Below are 18,446 nucleotides of genomic sequence, written 5' to 3'. Positions count from 1 at the left end.
GAGTGCAATGACTTACCTGTGGGAGCGAGCTTGCCCGGGCGGCGATCCGACGATGGCGAACTGTCTGACACATTGATGTTGGATGTGCTGACGTCATCGTCGGATCGCCGCCCGGAGCAAGCTCGCTCCCACAGGTTCAGCGTCTAGGCAGTAATGCGCCAGATCCCGAACGGCTGGAACGCCGGGTCGATCCGCATGAACTGGTACTTGCCGTGCCAGGTCCAGCGATGGCCATTCATCAAGTCTTCGCCCTGGGTGCTGGCATCGTCGGGCAGGCCCAATTCCCATAACGGCAACTCGAAGTTCGCCTCCTGCACGTTGTGCGGATCGAGACTGACCGCCACCAGAATAAAGTTGCTGCCGTCGGTGCTGCGCTTACCGAAATACAGAATGTTGTCGTTCCAGGCGTTGTAGACCTTCAGGCCCAGATGCGTGTGCAACGCCGGGTTCTGTCGGCGAATGCGGTTGAGCTGGGCGATCTCGGCAATGATGTTGCCCGGTGCATTGAAGTCCCTGGGGCGGATTTCGTACTTCTCGGAGTCGAGGTACTCCTCCTTGCCCGGCACCGGCGCCGACTCGCACAGCTCGAAACCCGAATACATGCCCCACAGGCCCGAGCCCATGGTCGCCAGCACGGCGCGAATGAGGAACCCGGGACGCCCGGATTCGTGGAGGAACGCCGGGTTGATGTCCGGTGTATTGACGAAAAAATTCGGCCGGTAGCACTCGCGCCAAGGCGACTCGTTGAGTTCGCTGAAGTAGCTCGCCAGTTCGGCCTTGGTGTTGCGCCAGGTGAAATAGGTGTAGCTCTGGGAGTAACCGACCTTGCCCAGACGCGCCATCATTGCCGGGGTGGTAAAGGCTTCGGCGAGGAAGATCACCTCGGGGTACAACGCCCGTACATCGGCGATCAACCATTGCCAGAACGGCAACGGCTTGGTGTGCGGGTTATCGACGCGGAAGATCTTCACGCCCTCCTCGACCCAGCCCACCACGATATCGCGCAACTCCAACCACAGGCTCGGAATCGCCTCGGGGGTATAGAAGTCGACGTTGACGATGTCCTGGTACTTCTTCGGCGGGTTCTCCGCGTATTTGATCGTGCCGTCCGGCCGCCAGTTGAACCAGCCAGGGTGTTGCTTGAGCCACGGATGGTCCTGGGAACACTGGATGGCGAAATCGAGGGCGATTTCCAGGCCATGGGCCGCGGCGGCCGCTACCAGTCGCCGGAAGTCGTCGCGGGTACCCAGCTGCGAGTGAATCGCCTCGTGCCCGCCCTCCTCGCTGCCGATCGCATAAGGGCTGCCCGGATCATCGGGCCCCGCCGTCAGGGCGTTGTTCGGGCCCTTGCGGTAGCTGCGCCCGATCGGATGGATCGGCGGGAAATACAGCACATCGAAACCCATGTCCTGGATCATCGCCAGCCGTGAATGCACGTCATTGAACGTGCCATGGCGCACAGGATCGTCGGTGATCGAACGCGGGAACAACTCATACCAACTGGCGAACTGCGCCAGTTCGCGTTCCACATCCACCGGGTACTCCGGGCTCAGGCTCAAGTACGCACGGTGTTGGACGCGGGCCATGAGGTCGGCGCTACGCTGGTGCAAAAACAGTGCGATCTGCTCGGTTTCGAGCAGTCCTGACAGTTCATGGTGCAAGGCCGCCAATTGTTCACTGAGCTGCCCTTCGCTGCGTTCGGCGGCTTGTTGCACATGAATCCGCCCTTCCTGCAGTTCCAGGCTTACCGGAACGGCAGCTGCATGTTTCTTTTCCAGCTCATGGCGAAAACTGGCGAACTGATCGATCCAGGCTTCGATGCAGAACAGATAACGACCCTGGCTGTCGACCCGGAACTGCCCTTGCCAACCGTTGTTGCCCAGGTCGAGCATGACAGCGCTTTGCCAGACGTCCTCGTCGTCGGCCCGCCAGCGCACGCGAACCGCCAGCTTGTCATGCCCGTCGGCGAAGACCTTGGCCGTCACCACCACGTCCTGCCCCACCACGGCCTTGACGGCGAACTGCCCGCCTTCAAGGGTCGGCATGATGTTTTCCATGACGATACGCGGCAGCAACAGCGCCTGCGACAGCGGCATGTGCGGGTTGTAGCTCAACTCAGTCGGTTTTTCAGCCGTCATCGAGCCTCTCTCCTTACGCCCCATGGACGCGCTTGTGTCAGTTCGCCATCCCGGCGGGCCATCCGCCTCGGGATTCACTCACTTAGGTTCCGAGCGACAGCCACCGTGAAAGTTCATCTGCAATTTCCGGAATAAAACCTATCGCGCAGCGATCATCCAACCAGTCCACCTACTTAAGCACGACTCACGCCATGTGCCACCGGAGGTTTGAACAATGAACAATCCATTCCCGGCTGCCCCAACGCCAACAACATACTGAACACCGCCGTCACCTCCCTGCCCGGCCCGGCCGTGACGCCGGCACTTGAAAGCCACCGACAGTGATTCGGTGATTTGATTGACGTTGATCAACACCCATCTCAGCTGTTTTGCATAGGCGTTTGCACCTTTGTGCGACGAGTGCTTCAAGTTGTCGCAGGTAGTGCAATCATCACCATCTGATCCGCTTTTTAATGCAATACCTGAGTCTGTTATGCAAACAGATCAGCACTCATAGTGCTCATGCCTGATGGAGGCTGATGAGCGAAAGACCATGAGCGAGAGAATCCCCGTCCGAACCGTAGAAACATTCGAGCCTTCGCGTCCAAAGATGAAGGCCAAAACCAGCGACAACCTGATCCACACCCGCAGCTTCACCGGGCTGTTTCGCAACCTGCGCATCAGCGGCGCGGGTTTTCTGTTTCTGCTGTTCTTCGGCACCGTGTGGCTGAACTGGGGCGGTCGCCAGGCGGTGCTCTGGGATCTTTCCGAAAGCAAGTTCCATATCTTCGGTGCGACCTTCTGGCCGCAGGATTTCATCCTGCTGTCGGCGCTGCTGATCATTGCCGCGTTCGGTCTGTTTGCGATCACCGTGTTCGCGGGCCGGGTCTGGTGCGGCTACACCTGCCCGCAAAGTTCGTGGACGTGGATCTTCATGTGGTGCGAGAAGATCACCGAAGGCGAACGCAACCAGCGGATCAAGTTGCAAGCCGCGCCCTGGGGCCTGAACAAACTGATACGTCGCGCGGCCAAGCACACCTTGTGGCTGGCCATCAGCCTGCTGACCGGCCTGACCTTCGTCGGCTACTTCACGCCGATCCGGCCGTTGGCCGAAGAGCTGCTGACCTTTCAAATGAGCGGCGTCAGCCTGTTCTGGGTGCTGTTCTTTACCGGCGCCACGTACATCAATGCCGGGTGGCTGCGTGAAGCGGTGTGCATGCACATGTGCCCCTATGCGCGGTTCCAGAGCGTGATGTTCGACAAGGACACCCTGACCATTTCCTACGATGTGGTCCGAGGCGAAAACCGTGGCCCGCGCAAACGCGAGGTCAAACCCGCCGAAGTCGGCCTGGGCGACTGCATCGATTGCCAGCTCTGCGTACAGGTCTGCCCCACCGGCATCGACATCCGTGACGGCTTGCAGATGGAGTGCATCGGTTGCGCCGCCTGCATCGACGCCTGTGATTCGATCATGGACAAAATGGGCTACGCCCGCGGATTGATCAGCTATACCTCCGAGCACCAGTTGCAGGGCGGTAAGACACACCTGCTGCGCCCACGCCTGATCGGCTACACCGCCGTACTGCTGGTGATGATCGCCGCGCTGGTGGTGGCGCTGATGGAACGGCCGATGGTCTCGCTCGATGTCAGCAAGGACCGGGGCCTGTTCCGCGAGAACAGCCAGGGGCAGATCGAAAACATCTACAGTCTGAAGGTGATCAACAAGACCCAGCAGCGTCAGGACTATCAATTGCAACTGGTCGATGCCAACGGTTTCGAGTTGCAGGGCAAGACCGGCTTGAGTCTGGCCCCGGGCGAGATCGTCGATGTGCCCGTGTCGGTGGTGATGCTCACGGAGCGTCCGGCCAGCAGTTCGCAGAGCCTCGGTTTCAAGGTGGTCGACAGCGATGAGCCTGGCGTCTACAGCGTGGCGAAGAGCCGGTTTGTTGCACCGATGAATCGTTAAGGCTTTAGACTGCGGTGCGCCATTCGCGAGCAAACCCGCTCCCACATTAGATTTGTGAACACTGGAGATCCAATGTGGGAGCGGCGGTGCGACGATTCGACTTGCTCGCGAAGAAGTCACCTCGTTTTTTCTGAATGACACCAATCCGGGCTACCGATGAAACGCTACGAAAAATTCGCCGACGATATCGCAGAACTGATCCGCACCGGCGTCCTCGGCCCGGGCCAGCGTGTGCCGTCGGTACGCTACGCCAGCCAGACCTACGGCGTCAGCCCGTCGACGGTGTTCCAGGCCTACTACTTGCTGGAACGTCGTGGATTGATCCGCGCCCGTCCGCGCTCCGGCTACTTCGTCAATGCCCATGCGCCACGGCCGTTTTCAGAGCCGGTGATCAGCAATCAGGTCAACGAGTCCACCGAAGTCGACGTCAGCGGACTGGTGTTCTCGGTACTCGACTCGATCAAGGACCCGAACACCGTGCCCTTCGGCTCGGCGTTCCCCAGCCCGACACTGTTTCCCCTGCAGCGCTTGTCCCGCTCCCTGGCCAGCGCCAGCCGCGAAATGGACCCGCGCATGGTCGTCACCGACATGTCGCCCGGCAACCCGCAGCTGCGTCGGCAAATCGCCCTGCGCTACATGGTCGGCGGGCTGATGCTGCCCATGGAAGAACTACTGATCACCAACGGCGCGCTGGAAGCCCTCAACCTGTGCCTGCAAGCGGTGACGGAGCCTGGCGATCTGGTGGCCATCGAAGCCCCGGCGTTCTATGCCTGCCTGCAAGTGCTCGAACGGCTGAAACTCAAAGCCGTGGAAATCCCTGTACACCCGCGCGATGGCATCGACCTTGGCGTACTCGAACAAACCCTGGAGCGCTATCCGATCAAGGCCTGCTGGTGCATGACCAGCTTCCAGAACCCCATGGGCGCGACCCTGCCCGAGGCAAAAAAACAGGCGTTGGTGGAGCTATTGCGCCGCCATCAAGTGCCGCTGATCGAGGACGATGTCTACGCCGAGCTGTATTACGGCCAGCAAGCACCGAAACCTGCCAAGGCGTTTGATACCGAAGGCCTGGTGATGCACTGCGGCTCGTTCGCCAAGAGCCTGGCCCCTGGTTACCGCATCGGCTGGGTCGCCGCCGGGCGCTATGCGCAGAAAATCGAACGGCTGAAACTCATGACCTCGCTGTGCGCCTCGATGCCCGCCCAGGCAGCTATCGCCGATTACCTGCAACACGGCGGCTACGACCGGCACTTGCGCAAACTGCGTCACGCGCTGGAAGACCAGCAAAGCGCCATGCTCGCCGCCATCGCCCGGTATTTCCCGGCACAGACACGGGTCAGCCAACCGGCGGGCGGGTACTTTTTATGGCTGGAATTGCCGGAGCAGATGGATTCGCTGAAGTTGTTTCAGATGGCACTGGCACAAGGCATCAGCATTGCACCGGGGCCGATTTTCTCCCCGACGCAGCGGTTCAGGAATTGTATTCGGTTGAATTATGGGAGCCCGTGGGATGAGGCGGCGGAGAAGGCGATGGAGACGTTGGGGCGGATTGTGCGGTCGTTCTGATAGGCTGCTATTGCTAGGTTCTATTGCCTTCGCGGGCAAGCCCGCTCCCACAGGGTTCCTTGGTGTACGCAAAGTCTGTGAGCACCGGAGATTCCTTGTGGGAGCGGGCTTGCCCGCGAAGAGGTCAGCACTGACAACGCAAACCTCAGATCAACGCCCACCACCCAGATCAACAAACGTCCCCGTCGCATAAGACGCCTTGTCCGACAGCAACCACACAATCGCCTCCGCCACTTCATCCGGACGCCCGCCCCGCGCCATCGGAATCGCCGATTCCAGTTTGCTGACCCGATCCGGGTCACCACTCAAGGCATGGAAATCGGTATGGATGTAGCCGGGGCGCACGGCGTTGACGCGAATACCCTCGCCTGCCACTTCCTTGGACAGGCCGATGGTGAAGGTGTCCAGCGCGCCTTTGGAGGCGGCGTAGTCGACATACTCGTTGGGCGAGCCCAAACGCGCGGCCACCGAGGACACGTTGACGATGCTGCCGCCCTGCCCGCCGTGTTTGGGCGACATGCGCAGGATCGCGTGCTTGGCGCAGAGGATCGGCGCCAGGACGTTGGTTTTCATGATTTTGAGAATGCGGAACTCGGACATCTCGTCGACCCGGGACTTTTGCCCGACGGTACCGGCGTTGTTCACCAGCGCGGTGACCCGGCCCAGTTCGCTGTCTACCCGATTGAACAGCGCGATGACTTCGTCTTCGATGCTGACGTCGGCCCGTACTGCAATGGCTTGCGCACCGAGGGCGCGGACTTGCTCCAGCACGCCGAGTGCAGCCTGTTCGTCAGCCTGGTAGTTGATGCAGATCCGATAGCCCTGCGCGGCGGCCAACAGGGCGGTGGCGGCACCAATGCCGCGGCTGCCGCCGGTGATGACAATGACTTTGTCCATGCGAGCTTTCCCCCCAATTCAAAGCTTAAGCGGTCGGGGCAAGAATAACCGCCATTGGCGGTTTTTGCATGGCTACCCATCAGCTGTCATGTCATCGACATTTCGCGCTCGGCACTGGCTTTCAACTGCTCGACCAATTGCTCCCCGCGATGGATTTCCACCATGAAACCCGCAGCCGGCAACGGATGCCCCAGCAGGTAACCCTGCAACGAATCGCAACCGAGCTTCGTCAGGAAATCCTGCTGCACACCCGTCTCCACACCTTCGGCGACGATGCGCAACCCCAGCGCCTGGCCGAGGGCCACGATGGCTGAAACGATGGCGGCGTCATCGCTGTCGTGCTCCAGGTCGCGGACAAAACCGCGGTCGATCTTCAGCTCGTTGGCCGGCAGGCGCTTGAGGTACATCAGACTCGAATAGCCAGTGCCAAAATCGTCGATGGACAGGTCGACGCCCATTTCCGACAGTTCCTGAAGCACTGTCATGCTCGCATCGGCATCACTCATGGCAGTGGTTTCAGTGATTTCCAGGGTCAGGCTGTTGGCCGGCAAATGATGAGTCGCCAGGGCCTTGGCGACGCTCTGGACCAGCCCGGAATGGCAAAACTGAATGGCCGAAAGGTTCACCGCGATGCGCCAATCGGTGTAGCCCAGCACGTACCACTCGCGCATCTGCCGGCACGCTTCGTTGAGTACCCACTCGCCGATCGGAATGATCAGCCCGGTTTTTTCCGCCAGCTCGATGAATTTGTCCGGCAACAGCATCCCGTGCGTCGGGTGCTCCCAGCGCAGCAAAGCTTCGGCGCCCACCGGTCGGCCATCGGCAGCATCGAACTTGGGCTGGTAATGCAGGCTGAACTCCTGATGTTCCACGGCATTGCGCAAGTCCTGCAGCAATTGCAGCTGTTTGCGGGCATTGCTGTTCATCGAGGCATCGAAAAAGCTGTAGCCGTTTTTACCCGCACCCTTGGCGTGATACATCGCCGCGTCGGCGTTCATCAGCAATTCATCGGCGGACTGCCCATTACCCGGGTAGAGCGCAATGCCGACGCTGGCAGAAATGTGCAAATCATGTTCGGCAACCCGGAACACACCCGCAATCAACCCGACCTGACGGGCCGCCAGGTTCAAGGCGTCAATCTGTTCGCTCAATTGCACCAGCAACACGAACTCATCGCCGCCGATCCGCGCCAGGGTGTCCTGGCTACGCAAGTCTTCGCGCAGGCGATGAGCCACTTCGCGCAACAGCAAATCGCCCATGTGGTGGCCAAAGGCATCGTTGACCGGCTTGAAACCGTCCAGATCGATGAACATCAGGGCAAAGCAGCCACCCTCTTCCCGGACCCGCGACATCGCCTGATCGATACGATCGGCGAGCAGCATCCGGTTCGGCAACCCGGTCAGGGTGTCGTGCAGGGCCAGTTGGGTCAGTTCCCGGTTGGCCTCGGTCAGTGACTGGGCCAGGCTCGCGGTGCGGGCTTCCAGGCGTGCATCGAGGATCGAGGTCAGCAAGGCAATGCTCAGCACCGCCAGCGTGGTGACCAGCACCAGGTTGTCCAGGCCATTGCCGGTCAGGCCATTGACCGCCGCCCCGCAAAAACTGCCATCGGCAAAGCGTGCGGCGGCCATCCCGGTGTAGTGCATGCCGACGATGGCGATGCCCATGATCACGGCGGCCCCGCCACGGATCAGACGGACATAAGGCGTGTGCTGGCGCAAATGGAATGCAATCCACAATGCCGCGCCCGACGCACCGACCGCGATCAGAAGCGAGGCGCCGAACAGTGTCGGATCGTAGTCGATACCCGGTTGCATGCGCATGGCGGCCATGCCGGTGTAGTGCATCGCGCTGATGCCCGCGCCCATGACCAGCGCGCCAAAGGCCAGTTGCCAGGCCGGCAATTGCGGTTGACTGACCAGCCACAGCGCAAAACCGCTGGAGAGTACTCCGATCAGCAGCGACAACAGGGTGATCGCGGCGTCGTACCCCAGGTCGATCGGCAACTTGAACGCGAGCATGCCGATAAAGTGCATCGACCAGATGCCGATACCCATGGCAATGGCCCCGCCCGCGGTCCACAAATGCACGGCGCGGCCTTTGGCGGTGGCAATGCGTCCGGTCAGGTCGAGTGCGGTATAGGACGCGAGAATCGCTACGCAGAGGGAAATGATGACCAGGGTGGGGGAATAGCTACCGATGAGCATGGAGACTTCTCGCGAATACCCCCTTTAATGGTATTGATTCTCGCTGGGGGGGGCAAATGCGGCGATTGTACTGATTCCGATTGAGAACGCACTCACAAAATTAGCAAAAGGCCATCAGTCCGATGAAACGCTTGTTTTCAGGTTTTACATTAAGCTTGAAAGAAGCCGGACTTGAGGCCGAAATGGCCGTGCCAGACACGTTGCGTCAATGGCGAAGCACTCATTGTGGCGAGGGAGCTTGCTCCCGCCGGGCTGCGGAGCGGCCCCGAAACCTGCCCCCGAGGCCATTCAGAGGATCACGGTCGGCAGTTTTGCGAGCGCTTCGCGCTCGAACGGGAGCAAGCTCCCTCGCCACAAGCAAGCCCCCTCGCCGCAGCTAGCACCCTGCTCCTCCAGTCTGGGTTATTGGCTATCGCTCACTTGTAGCTGCCCATCCCAGCCACCGCCCAACGCGGCAATCAATTGCACGCTGGCAATCAGGCGGCTTTGCAACAGGTCCAGGTTGCTGCGCTCATTGCTCAGTGCCGCTGCCTGGGTCACCACCACATCGATGTACGCGATCAAACCGGCCTTGTACTGGTTCTGGGTCAGGCGCAACGATTCACGGGCGGCGTCCAGTGCCTGCTGGCGCACAACGGCTTCGTCCTCAAGCACCTTGAGCTGCACCAGGAAGTTTTCCACCTCGCGGAATCCATCCAGCACGGTCTGGCGGTACTTGGCCACCGTCTCGTCATAGGCCGCCTCACTGCGGTCGACTTCCGCCGAGCGCTGTCCGCCGTCGAACAGGGTCATGGCCAATTGCGGCCCGACCGACCAGAAGCGGTTCGGCAGGCTGATCCAGTTGGCATAGGTGCTGCTGCTGTAACCGCCGTTCATGTTCAATGTCAGGTCAGGGTAATAGGCGGCCTTGGCCACACCGATGTTGGCGTTGGCGGCTATCACCGAGCGCTCGGCGGAAGCAATGTCCGGGCGTCGCTCCAGCAACTGCGAAGGCAGCGCCGGCGGTACTTGCGGCAACTGCGGAATGTCCTGGCTTTCCGCCAGGCTGAATTCCGCTGGCGGCAAGCCGATCAGCACAGCGATGGCGTTCTCGAACTGGGCGCGTTGCCAGATCAGGTCGACCATGTCCGCTTCGGTGCTCTTGAGCTGAGTCTGGGCCTGGGCCACCGCGTCCTTGCCGGATACGCCGGCACGGTACTGGTTCTCGGTCATCTTCAACGATCGCTGATAAGCCTCGACCGTGTCCTGGAGCAGGCGCTTCTGGCCATCGATCACGCGCAATTGCAGGTAATTCTGCACCAGTTCCGACTGCTGGCTCAGGCGCATCGCCGCCAGGTCGGCAAAGCTGGCCTGGGCATTCGCGGTATCGGCTTCGAGGCCGCGGCGCAGCTTGCCCCATACATCCGCCTCCCAACTGACGCCCGCCTGGGCAGAGTAGGTGTTGCGAATACCGCTGGACGAACTGCTCAGGCTGGAACTGCTGCTGCCGGTGCCCTGGCTTGAACGGTTCTTGCTGACGTTCAGGTCGACCGTCGGAAAAAACGCCCCGCGAGCGCTGCGTACCAAGGCCTGGGCCTGACGATACTGGGCTTCGGACTGGGCGACGGTCTGGTTGGAGCTGTTGAGTTTTTCGATCAGGCCATTGAGCTGCCGGTCGCCATACAGCTCCCACCACGCGCCGCGCGCCAGGGCATCGCTCAGGTTGGCCTGGCGCCAGCCTTGCGCCGCCTTGTACTGTGCCGGCTCTGCGGTTTGCGGGCGCTGGTAATCCGGGCCGACGGCGCAGGCACTTAGCATCGCCACATACAGTGACAGGCTCAACAGACGCGAGCCTCGAGCCGCGATCAGCGGTGCAGCCAGGTTGAAAAGCGAACGTTCAGTCATAGCGGAGTTTCCAGAGCAGCATCGGTACGCACCCCACGCCATTTATTGAAGCGATGGCGCAGTTTGTCGAGATAGAGGTAAACCACCGGGGTGGTGTAAAGCGTCAGCACCTGGCTGAAGATCAGCCCGCCAATGATGGTCAGGCCCAGCGGCTGGCGCATTTCCGCCCCTTCGGCGCGGCTCAGCAACAACGGCAAGGCACCGAGGATCGCCGCCAGGGTGGTCATCAGGATAGGTCGCAAACGTTGCAGGCAGGCGTTGCGAATCGACTCCAGCGGTGCCATGCCCTGTTGACGCTCCAGTTGCAACGCCAGGTCGATCATCAGAATGGCGTTTTTCTTCACCACACCGATCAACAGAAACAGCCCCAGCAAGGAAATCAGGCTGAACTCGCCGCCCAGCACATAGATCGACAGCAACGCGCCGACCCCGGCCGACGGCAGGGTGGACAGGATGGTCAGCGGATGAATGTAGCTTTCGTACAGCACACCCAGCACCAGATACACCGCCACCAGCGCCCCCAGAATCATCCACGGCTGACTTTTTTGAGTCGCGGCGAAAGCGTCGGCTGTACCGGCCATTTTCGCGATCACGTCTTCCGGCAGGCCGACCTTGGCAATCGCCCGCTCGATGGCGGCACCGCCCTGCTCCACGGTCACGCCTTCGGCCATGTCGAAGGCAATGCTTTCCGAAGCAAACTGGCCTTCGTGGCTGACCCGATCGTTCTCCAGGCTGTTTTCGTAATGGGCGATGGTCGACAGCGGGATCCGCGCGCCGTCAGCGGTGATCACCTGGACCTGCTTGAGGGTGATCGGGTCCTGTGCGTACTTCGGGTTGACCTCCATCACCACCTGATACTGGTTGAGGCTGTCGTAGATGGTCGAAATCTGCCGCTGGCTGTAGGCGTTGTTCAGCACCGCCGTGACCATGTCCATGTCGACACCCAGGCGCTTGGCCTGGTCACGGTCGACGATCAGGGTCACTTGCCGGGCGCCCCGGCCCTCCCGTGCATCGATCGCCGTCAGCTCCGGCAAGGCCCTGAGCGCAGTGACGACTTTCGGATACCACTCGCGCAACGCCCCGAGATCTCCGCTTTGCAGGATGTACGAGTATTGCGAGGTGGTCTGCTCACGGCCGCCACCGAATTGCAGGTCCTGGTCCGCCATGAGCATCAGTTGAGCGCCAGGCACCTTGGGCATTTCCTTGCGCAGGCGCTCGATGACTTTCTGCGCGGATATGTTGCGTTCCTTGATCGGCTTCAGGCGCACCAGCATGAAGGCGTTGTTGGTACCGTTGGAGCCGCCAATGAACCCGGCGACGCTTTCTACCGCCTCATCCTTCAACACGGCCCGGCGGAAAATCTCCATCTTCGGCTGCATCACACTGAACGACAGGCCGTCGTCGCCGCGTACGAAACCGATCAGTTGGCCGGTATCCTGTTGCGGCAAAAACGTTTTAGGAACAACAATATACAGCGCAATGTTCACACCAATTGTCACGAACAGGCTGAGCAAGGTCAGGCGCTTGTGGCGCAGCACCCAGTCGAGACTGGTGGCGTATTTGCCGACCATCCAGTCGTTGGTCCGTTGACTCCAGCGTTGCAGGCGGTTCTCCTGTCCGGGCGTATGCGGCTTGAGCCAGCGTGCGCAGAGCATCGGGGTCAGGGTCAGCGAGACCAGCAGCGAGACCACGATGGCCGCCGCCAGGGTGATGGAGAATTCGCGGAACAGGCTTTCAATGATCCCGCCCATGAACAGGATCGACAGGAACACCGCCACCAGCGATACGTTCATCGACAGCAAGGTAAAACCGACTTCCTGGGCTCCGAGGTACGCGGCCCTCATCGGCCGTACGCCTTTGTCGATGTGCCGGGAGATGTTCTCCAGCACCACGATGGCATCGTCCACCACCAACCCGGTGGCCAGAATCAGCGCCATCAGCGACAGGTTGTTCAACGAAAAGCCGTAGAGGTACATCACGGCAAAGGTGCCGACCAGCGACACCGGCACCGCCAGGGTCGGGATCAACGAGGCGCGCAAGTTACCGAGGAACAGGAACACCACCAGAATCACCAGTGCCACGGCGATCAGCAGGGTCATTTCCGCTTCGTGCAGCGTGGCCTTGATGACGGGCGAGCGGTCCATGGCCAGGTTCAGCTTGACGCTGGCCGGCAACACCGCCTGCAACGCCGGCAGCTGGGCCTTGATCTCGTTGACCGTCTCGATGATGTTGGCGCCGGCCTGGCGGTTGATCACCAGCAGCACCGCTGCGTCGTCGTTGAAGAAACCGCTGTTGTAACGGTCCTCGACGCCATCGCTGACCTTCGCCACATCCTTCAGGCGCAGGGCCGCGCCGCCGTTGTAGTGGATGATCAGCGACTCGTAGTCCCTGGCCTTTTCCAACTGGTCGTTGGCCTGGACCTGCCACAGCCGTTGATCGTCTTCCACCGAGCCCTTGGGCCGGCGCACGTTGGCATTGGCGATGGTGTTGCGCACATCGTCCAGGGCCACGCCGTACTGGTTCAGCGACTGCGGTTCGAGCTCGATACGTACCGCCGGCAGAGAACTGCCGCCGATCTGCACCTCGCCGACGCCCTGCACCTGGGACAGGCTCTGGGACAGAATCGTCGAGGCCAGGTCATAGAGCTGGCCTTTTTCCAGCACATCCGACGTCAGCGACAGCACCATGATCGGCGCCTGGGACGGATTGACCTTCTTGTAGGTCGGCATGCTGCGCATCCCGCTCGGCAACAGGTTGCGCGAGGCATTGATGGCCGCCTGCACTTCCCGCGCCGCACCATTGATGTCACGGTCCAGATCGAACTGCAGGATCACCCGGGTCGAGCCCTGGCTGGACCGGCTGCTCATGGTGTTGATCCCGGCGATGGCGCCGAAGGAACGCTCCAGCGGTGTGGCCACCGTCGACGCCATCACCTCGGGGCTGGCCCCGGGCAGGCTGGCCTGGACCACGATCACCGGAAAGTCCATTTGCGGCAGCGGCGATACGGGCAGCAAACCGAAACTCACGCCGCCCAGCAACATGATGGCCAGGCTCAGCAGCATGGTCGCCACCGGGCGCTTGATGAAAGGTCCCGAAAGGTTCATGGCTGCTCTACCGCTTCCACGGACTCAGGCTTGCGGCCCCAGCGCCGACCGAGACGGTCGAAGTAGAGGTAGATCACAGGCGTGGTGAACAGCGTCAGAATCTGGCTCAGCAACAGGCCGCCAACCATCACCAGACCCAGCGGCTGGCGCAGTTCCGCGCCGGATCCGGTGGCCAGCATCAGCGGCACGGCACCGAACAAAGCCGCCAGGGTGGTCATCAGGATCGGCCGGAAACGCAGCAAAGCCGCCTGATAGATCGCCGTCTGCGGGTCCATGCCCTGATTGCGCTCGGCGTCGAGGGCGAAGTCGATCATCATGATCGCGTTCTTCTTCACGATGCCGATCAGCAGAATGATGCCGATGATCGCGATCATGCCCAGGTCGTTGCCGCTGAGGATCAACGCCAGCAAGGCGCCCACCGCCGCCGAAGGCAAGGTCGACAGAATGGTGATCGGGTGGATGTAGCTCTCGTAGAGCACCCCCAGCACGATGTACATGGTCACCACCGCCGCCAGAATCAGCAGCAACGTGCTCGACAACGAAGCCTGGAACGCCTGCGCCGCGCCCTGGAACTGTGTCTGCACGCCAATCGGCATGCCGATGTCCTTCTGCACCTGTTCGATGATCTGCACCGCATGCCCCAGCGCCACGCCGGGTGCCAGGTTGAACGACATCATCACCGCCGGGAACTGGCCGATGTGGGTGATCGCCAGTTGCGCCTGGCGCTCTTCGATATGCGCCAGGCTGGACAATCGCACCTGGCCGCCATCGGTGGTCTTGACGTGAATCTGCTCCAGCGCCTGCGGGCCGAGCTTCTCGCCGGACTGCGATTGCAGCACCACACGGTACTGGCTGGCCTGGGTGTAGATGGTGGATATCTGCCGCTGGCCGAAGGCGTCGTACAGCGCATCGGTGATGTTCGACACCGACACCCCGACCCGCGACGCCGCATCGCGGTCGATCACCAGATAGACCTGCAAGCCCTTGTCCTGCAAATCGCTGGCCACGTCGGTCAGTTCCGGCCGGTCGGCCAAGGCTTCGACCAGACGCCCGCTCCACAGGCTCAGCAACTCCGAATCCGGCGACGACATGCTGAACTGGTACTGCGTGCGGCTGACCCGGTCTTCAATGGTCAGGTCCTGCACCGGCTGCATGAACAGACGGATGCCCACCAGTTTGTCCAACTCCGGTTGCAGGCGGGCAATCACTTGCGTGGCGCTCAGGTCACGGTCGTGGTGTGACTTGAGGTTGATCAGCAACCGACCGCTGTTGAGGGTCGAGTTGTCGCCATCCACGCCAATGTAGGAGGACAGGCTCTCGACGGCCGGGTCGGCCAGAATCACCTTGGCCAGTTCCTGCTGACGCTCGCTCATGGCCGCGAAGGATATCGATTGCGGCGCTTCGGAAATGCCCTGGATAACGCCGGTGTCCTGCACCGGGAAGAAGCCCTTGGGCACCACCATATACAGGAATACCGTCAGCGCCAAAGTGCCAATGGCCACCATCAGGGTCAGCGGCTGGTGCTTGAGCACCCACTGCAACTTGCGCCCGTAGGCGGCGATCATCCAGTCGATGAACGCGCCGCTGGCACGGTAGAAACGGCCCTGCTCGGCTTCCTTGGGTTCACGCTTGAGCAAGCGTGCGCACATCATCGGGGTCAGGGTCAGGGAAACGACCAGGGAAATCAGGATTGCCACCGCCAGGGTGATGGCGAACTCGCGGAACAACCGCCCGACCACATCCGCCATGAACAGCAGCGGGATCAGCACGGCGATCAGCGACAACGTCAGGGAGATCAGGGTGAACCCGATCTGTTTGGCGCCTTTGAGCGCCGCGTTCAGCGGGCTGTCGCCCTCCTCGATGAAACGCGCAATGTTCTCCAGCATGACGATCGCATCGTCCACCACGAAACCGGTGGCGATGGTCAGGGCCATCAGGGTCAGGTTATTGACCGAGAACCCTGCCAGGTACATCACGCCGAACGTACCGATCAGCGACAGCGGCACGGCCACTGACGGAATGATCGTGGCGCTGGCGCGACGCAGAAACAGGAAGGTGACCATGACCACCAGGGCGATGGCGATCAGCAATTCGTGCTGCACGTCCTTGACCGAGGCGCGGATGGTCTGGGTGCGGTCGGTCAGCACCACCACGTCGAGGCCGGCCGGCAGGTTATCGGTGATGCTCGGCAGCAGGGCCTTGATCCGGTCCACCACCTCGATCACGTTGGCGCCGGGCTGGCGCTGGATGTTCAGCAGTACCGCCTGGTTCTCGTTGGCCCACGCAGCGAGTCGCTCGTTCTCCGCGCCGTCGACAATTTCCGCAACGTCCTTGAGCCGCAACGGCGCGCCATTGGCGTAGGCCAGAATCAGGTTGGCGTAGTCCTTGGGCGATGTCAGCTGATCGTTGGCATCGAGCATCGAGACCCGGGTCGGGCCGTCGAAGTTACCCTTGGGCTGGTTGACGTTGGAAGCGCCGATCAGCGTGCGCACATCCGACAGGTTCAAGCCGTTGGCCGCCAGGGCCTCGGGGTTGACCTTGATCCGCACGGCCTGGCGCTGGCCGCCGGCAATGCTGACCATGCCGACACCGCTGATCTGGGCGATTTTCTGCGCCATGCGCGTATCGACCAGATCATTGAGTTTGGGCAGCAACATGGTTTTGGAGGTGATGGCCAGCGTCAGCACCGGTGTATCTGCCGGGTTGACCTTGTTGTACACCGGCGGTGCCGGCAAGTCCTTGGGCAACAGGTTGGTGGCGGCGTTGATCGCGGCTTGCACCTGTTGCTCGGCGACGTCCATGTTGATGTCCAGGCTGAAACGCAGGGTCAGCACCGAGGCACCACCCGAACTGGTCGAGGCCATTTGCGTCAGGCCGGGCATTTGCCCGAACTGCCGTTCAAGCGGCGCGGTCACCGCACTGGTCATGACGTCCGGGCTTGCACCGGGATACAAGGTCATGACGCGAATGGTCGGGTAATCGACCTGAGGCAGCGCCGAAACCGGCAGCAACCGATAAGCGATGACTCCGGCCAGGATAATGGCCAGCATGCTCAGCGTGGTGGCTACCGGGCGAAGGATGAACAGCCGCGAGAGATTCATGCGCCGCCCTTTTTCGCCTTGTCGGTGGTCGCGGGCTCAGCCGCGTCGGCCGCCGACTTGCCTTGCAGGTGTTCGCCCGGTGTGGCCGGCACATCCTGACTGTCGTTGACCACCTCCACGTCACTGCCGTCCTTCAGGCGGTCGGTACCTTCCAGCACAACCCGGTCACCCGCCGACAGGCCTTCGGTGACCACGGTGTTCAGGCCATCGCTGGCGCCGACTTTCAACTGACGGATCTTGACCTTCTTGTCACCGTCCAGGGCATAGACGAACGTGCCGTTGGTACCGAACTGGATCGCGGCGGAAGGCGCGAGCACTACGCCTTTGAGGGTGTCGGCCAACAGGCGCACATTGACGAACTGGTTGGGGAACAGCGACTGATCGCGGTTCTCGTAGCGGGCCTTGAATTTCAGGGTGCCGGTGGTGACGTCAATCTGGTTATCCAGGCTCTGCAACACGCCAGTGGCTTGCAGTTTGGTATCACCGCGATCCCAGGCTTCAGCCGGCAATCTGGCCCCGCTGCGATAACGGGCAAGCACTGTGTCGAGGCTGTTTTCCGGGAGAGTGAAGGCCACGCTGATCGGCTGGGTCTGGGTGATGATCGCCAACGCGGTGGTGTCGTTGGCGGCGACCAGGTTGCCGACGTCCAGTTGACGCAGGCCGACGCGACCGGTGATCGGTGCGCGGATCCTGGTGAATTCGAGGTTGAGCCTGGCGTCGTTGACCGCGGCCTGATTGGTCTTGACCGTGCCCTGGAACTGACCGACCAGCGCTTCGGCGGTGTCCAGGGTCTGTTTGGCAATACTGTCTTCGCGGTACAGGCCGCGATAGCGCTCGACGTCGACCTGGGCGTTTTTCAGCTGCGCCTGATTCTGCAGCAAGGTACCTTCGGCCTGAAGCAAGGCGTTCTGGTAAGGGCGCGGGTCGATTTCAGCCAGCAGATCGCCCGCCTTGACCATCTGCCCTTCTTCGAAATAAATCTTGACCAGCTCTCCGCCGACGCGGCTGCGGACATTGATGGTGTTGAGTGCCGTGACCGTGCCCAGCGCCTTGAAATACAGCGGGAAGTCACCGATGACTGCCGGCGCCACTCGCACCGGTACCGGCCCGGACGCCCCGCCGAACCCCGGACGCATCCCCCCCGACCGGCCAGTATGCCCGGCGACGGCTTTCTGCCCCGCTGCCTCTTTGGGTGCAGCGCTGCCGGGCCAGAATTTCCAGCACAAGGCGGCGATGACCAACAGGACAAGCAGGCCAAACAGCCAGCGACGGGGACTACGGGAAGCGGAGGATTGCATTGAGTGATCAACCATTGGGCGCGTGGGCTTTTTTTACATGAGGCTGAACGATAAGCACTGGCGGGGCTTAAGCAAAGCGCCTTTACCGGCAATTTACCTTCGGCTTACGTTACAGGTGTTTTATCCAAGACACTGAATCACAAATGAAAACGGCCTGGACAGAGGGTAATGCTGCTCAATGTAGGAGCGAGCGTGCTCGCGATGGTCGTTAACGATGCCGCGTGTTTACTGACTAAACGCAGCGCTCTTGAATCCATCGCGAGCAAGCTCGCTCCTACAAGTCTTTAACTGAACAGCATTTTTGACAGC

General features: G+C 61.3%; 9 protein-coding genes. 2 read left to right on the top strand and 7 right to left on the bottom strand.

The window, feature by feature from the left end:
- Positions 1-143 precede the first annotated feature (143 nt).
- Positions 144-2,138: an alpha-1,4-glucan--maltose-1-phosphate maltosyltransferase gene (locus RS887_RS24030; protein ID WP_322617346.1), complete on the bottom strand. Its 1,995-nt coding sequence runs from the start codon at positions 2,136-2,138 to the stop codon at positions 144-146.
- 532 nt (positions 2,139-2,670) lie between these two features.
- On the opposite strand from RS887_RS24030, the gene ccoG reads away from it, so the two are divergent.
- The gene (gene ccoG / locus RS887_RS24025) at positions 2,671-4,083 is read left to right on the top strand and encodes a cytochrome c oxidase accessory protein CcoG (protein ID WP_322617345.1); all 1,413 of its coding nucleotides are present in this window, start codon (positions 2,671-2,673) and stop codon (positions 4,081-4,083) included.
- Positions 4,084-4,239: 156 nt separating this feature from the next.
- Positions 4,240-5,649: a GntR family transcriptional regulator MpaR gene (mapR, locus tag RS887_RS24020; RefSeq protein WP_322617344.1), complete on the top strand. Its 1,410-nt coding sequence runs from the start codon at positions 4,240-4,242 to the stop codon at positions 5,647-5,649.
- Between the two features lie 150 nt (positions 5,650-5,799).
- Here the strand turns inward: mapR and RS887_RS24015 are convergent, their stop codons facing one another.
- The 6 genes from RS887_RS24015 to RS887_RS23990 all read right to left on the bottom strand — a co-directional run bounded on the left by RS887_RS24015 (position 5,800) and on the right by RS887_RS23990 (position 18,152).
- A complete protein-coding gene (locus RS887_RS24015; RefSeq protein WP_057397634.1) occupies positions 5,800-6,546 on the bottom strand; it encodes an SDR family oxidoreductase in 747 nt (248 codons plus the stop codon).
- An 86-nt stretch (positions 6,547-6,632) separates the two neighbouring features.
- Positions 6,633-8,750: a putative bifunctional diguanylate cyclase/phosphodiesterase gene (locus tag RS887_RS24010; RefSeq protein ID WP_322617343.1), complete on the bottom strand. Its 2,118-nt coding sequence runs from the start codon at positions 8,748-8,750 to the stop codon at positions 6,633-6,635.
- A 402-nt stretch (positions 8,751-9,152) separates the two neighbouring features.
- Complete coding sequence (locus RS887_RS24005; RefSeq protein ID WP_322617342.1) at positions 9,153-10,634, bottom strand: efflux transporter outer membrane subunit; 1,482 nt, start codon at positions 10,632-10,634, stop codon at positions 9,153-9,155.
- Entirely contained in the window at positions 10,631-13,738 is a 3,108-nt protein-coding gene (locus tag RS887_RS24000) for an efflux RND transporter permease subunit (RefSeq protein ID WP_322617341.1), read from the bottom strand. The genes RS887_RS24005 and RS887_RS24000 overlap by 4 nt, the downstream gene beginning before the upstream one ends.
- The gene (locus RS887_RS23995) at positions 13,735-16,839 is read right to left on the bottom strand and encodes an MdtB/MuxB family multidrug efflux RND transporter permease subunit (RefSeq protein ID WP_322617340.1); all 3,105 of its coding nucleotides are present in this window, start codon (positions 16,837-16,839) and stop codon (positions 13,735-13,737) included. Before RS887_RS23995 ends, RS887_RS24000 begins: the two co-directional genes overlap by 4 nt.
- Positions 16,836-18,152, bottom strand: a complete 1,317-nt coding sequence (locus RS887_RS23990) for an MdtA/MuxA family multidrug efflux RND transporter periplasmic adaptor subunit (protein WP_322617339.1) — start codon at positions 18,150-18,152, stop codon at positions 16,836-16,838. The genes RS887_RS23995 and RS887_RS23990 overlap by 4 nt, the downstream gene beginning before the upstream one ends.
- Positions 18,153-18,446 lie beyond the last annotated feature (294 nt).

It is taken from the genome of Pseudomonas sp. BIC9C (assembly GCF_034541995.1).
Lineage (GTDB): Bacteria > Pseudomonadota > Gammaproteobacteria > Pseudomonadales > Pseudomonadaceae > Aquipseudomonas > Aquipseudomonas fluorescens_CC.
The sequence above is the reverse complement of the archived record's forward strand: the minus strand, read 5'-3'. Positions and strand labels throughout refer to the sequence as shown.

Bases quoted from the DNA above. Each gene is read 5' to 3' on its own strand.
- RS887_RS24005 (WP_322617342.1), bottom strand. From the start codon at position 10,634: ATGACTGAACGTTCGCTTTTCAACCTGGCTGCACCGCTGATCGCGGCT.
- RS887_RS24000 (WP_322617341.1), bottom strand. From the start codon at position 13,738: ATGAACCTTTCGGGACCTTTCATCAAGCGCCCGGTGGCGACCATGCTG.
- RS887_RS23990 (WP_322617339.1), bottom strand. From the start codon at position 18,152: ATGGTTGATCACTCAATGCAATCCTCCGCTTCCCGTAGTCCCCGTCGC.
- ccoG (WP_322617345.1), top strand. From the start codon at position 2,671: ATGAGCGAGAGAATCCCCGTCCGAACCGTAGAAACATTCGAGCCTTCG.
- RS887_RS24030 (WP_322617346.1), bottom strand. From the start codon at position 2,138: ATGACGGCTGAAAAACCGACTGAGTTGAGCTACAACCCGCACATGCCG.
- RS887_RS23995 (WP_322617340.1), bottom strand. From the start codon at position 16,839: ATGAATCTCTCGCGGCTGTTCATCCTTCGCCCGGTAGCCACCACGCTG.
- RS887_RS24010 (WP_322617343.1), bottom strand. From the start codon at position 8,750: ATGCTCATCGGTAGCTATTCCCCCACCCTGGTCATCATTTCCCTCTGC.
- mapR (WP_322617344.1), top strand. From the start codon at position 4,240: ATGAAACGCTACGAAAAATTCGCCGACGATATCGCAGAACTGATCCGC.
- RS887_RS24015 (WP_057397634.1), bottom strand. From the start codon at position 6,546: ATGGACAAAGTCATTGTCATCACCGGCGGCAGCCGCGGCATTGGTGCC.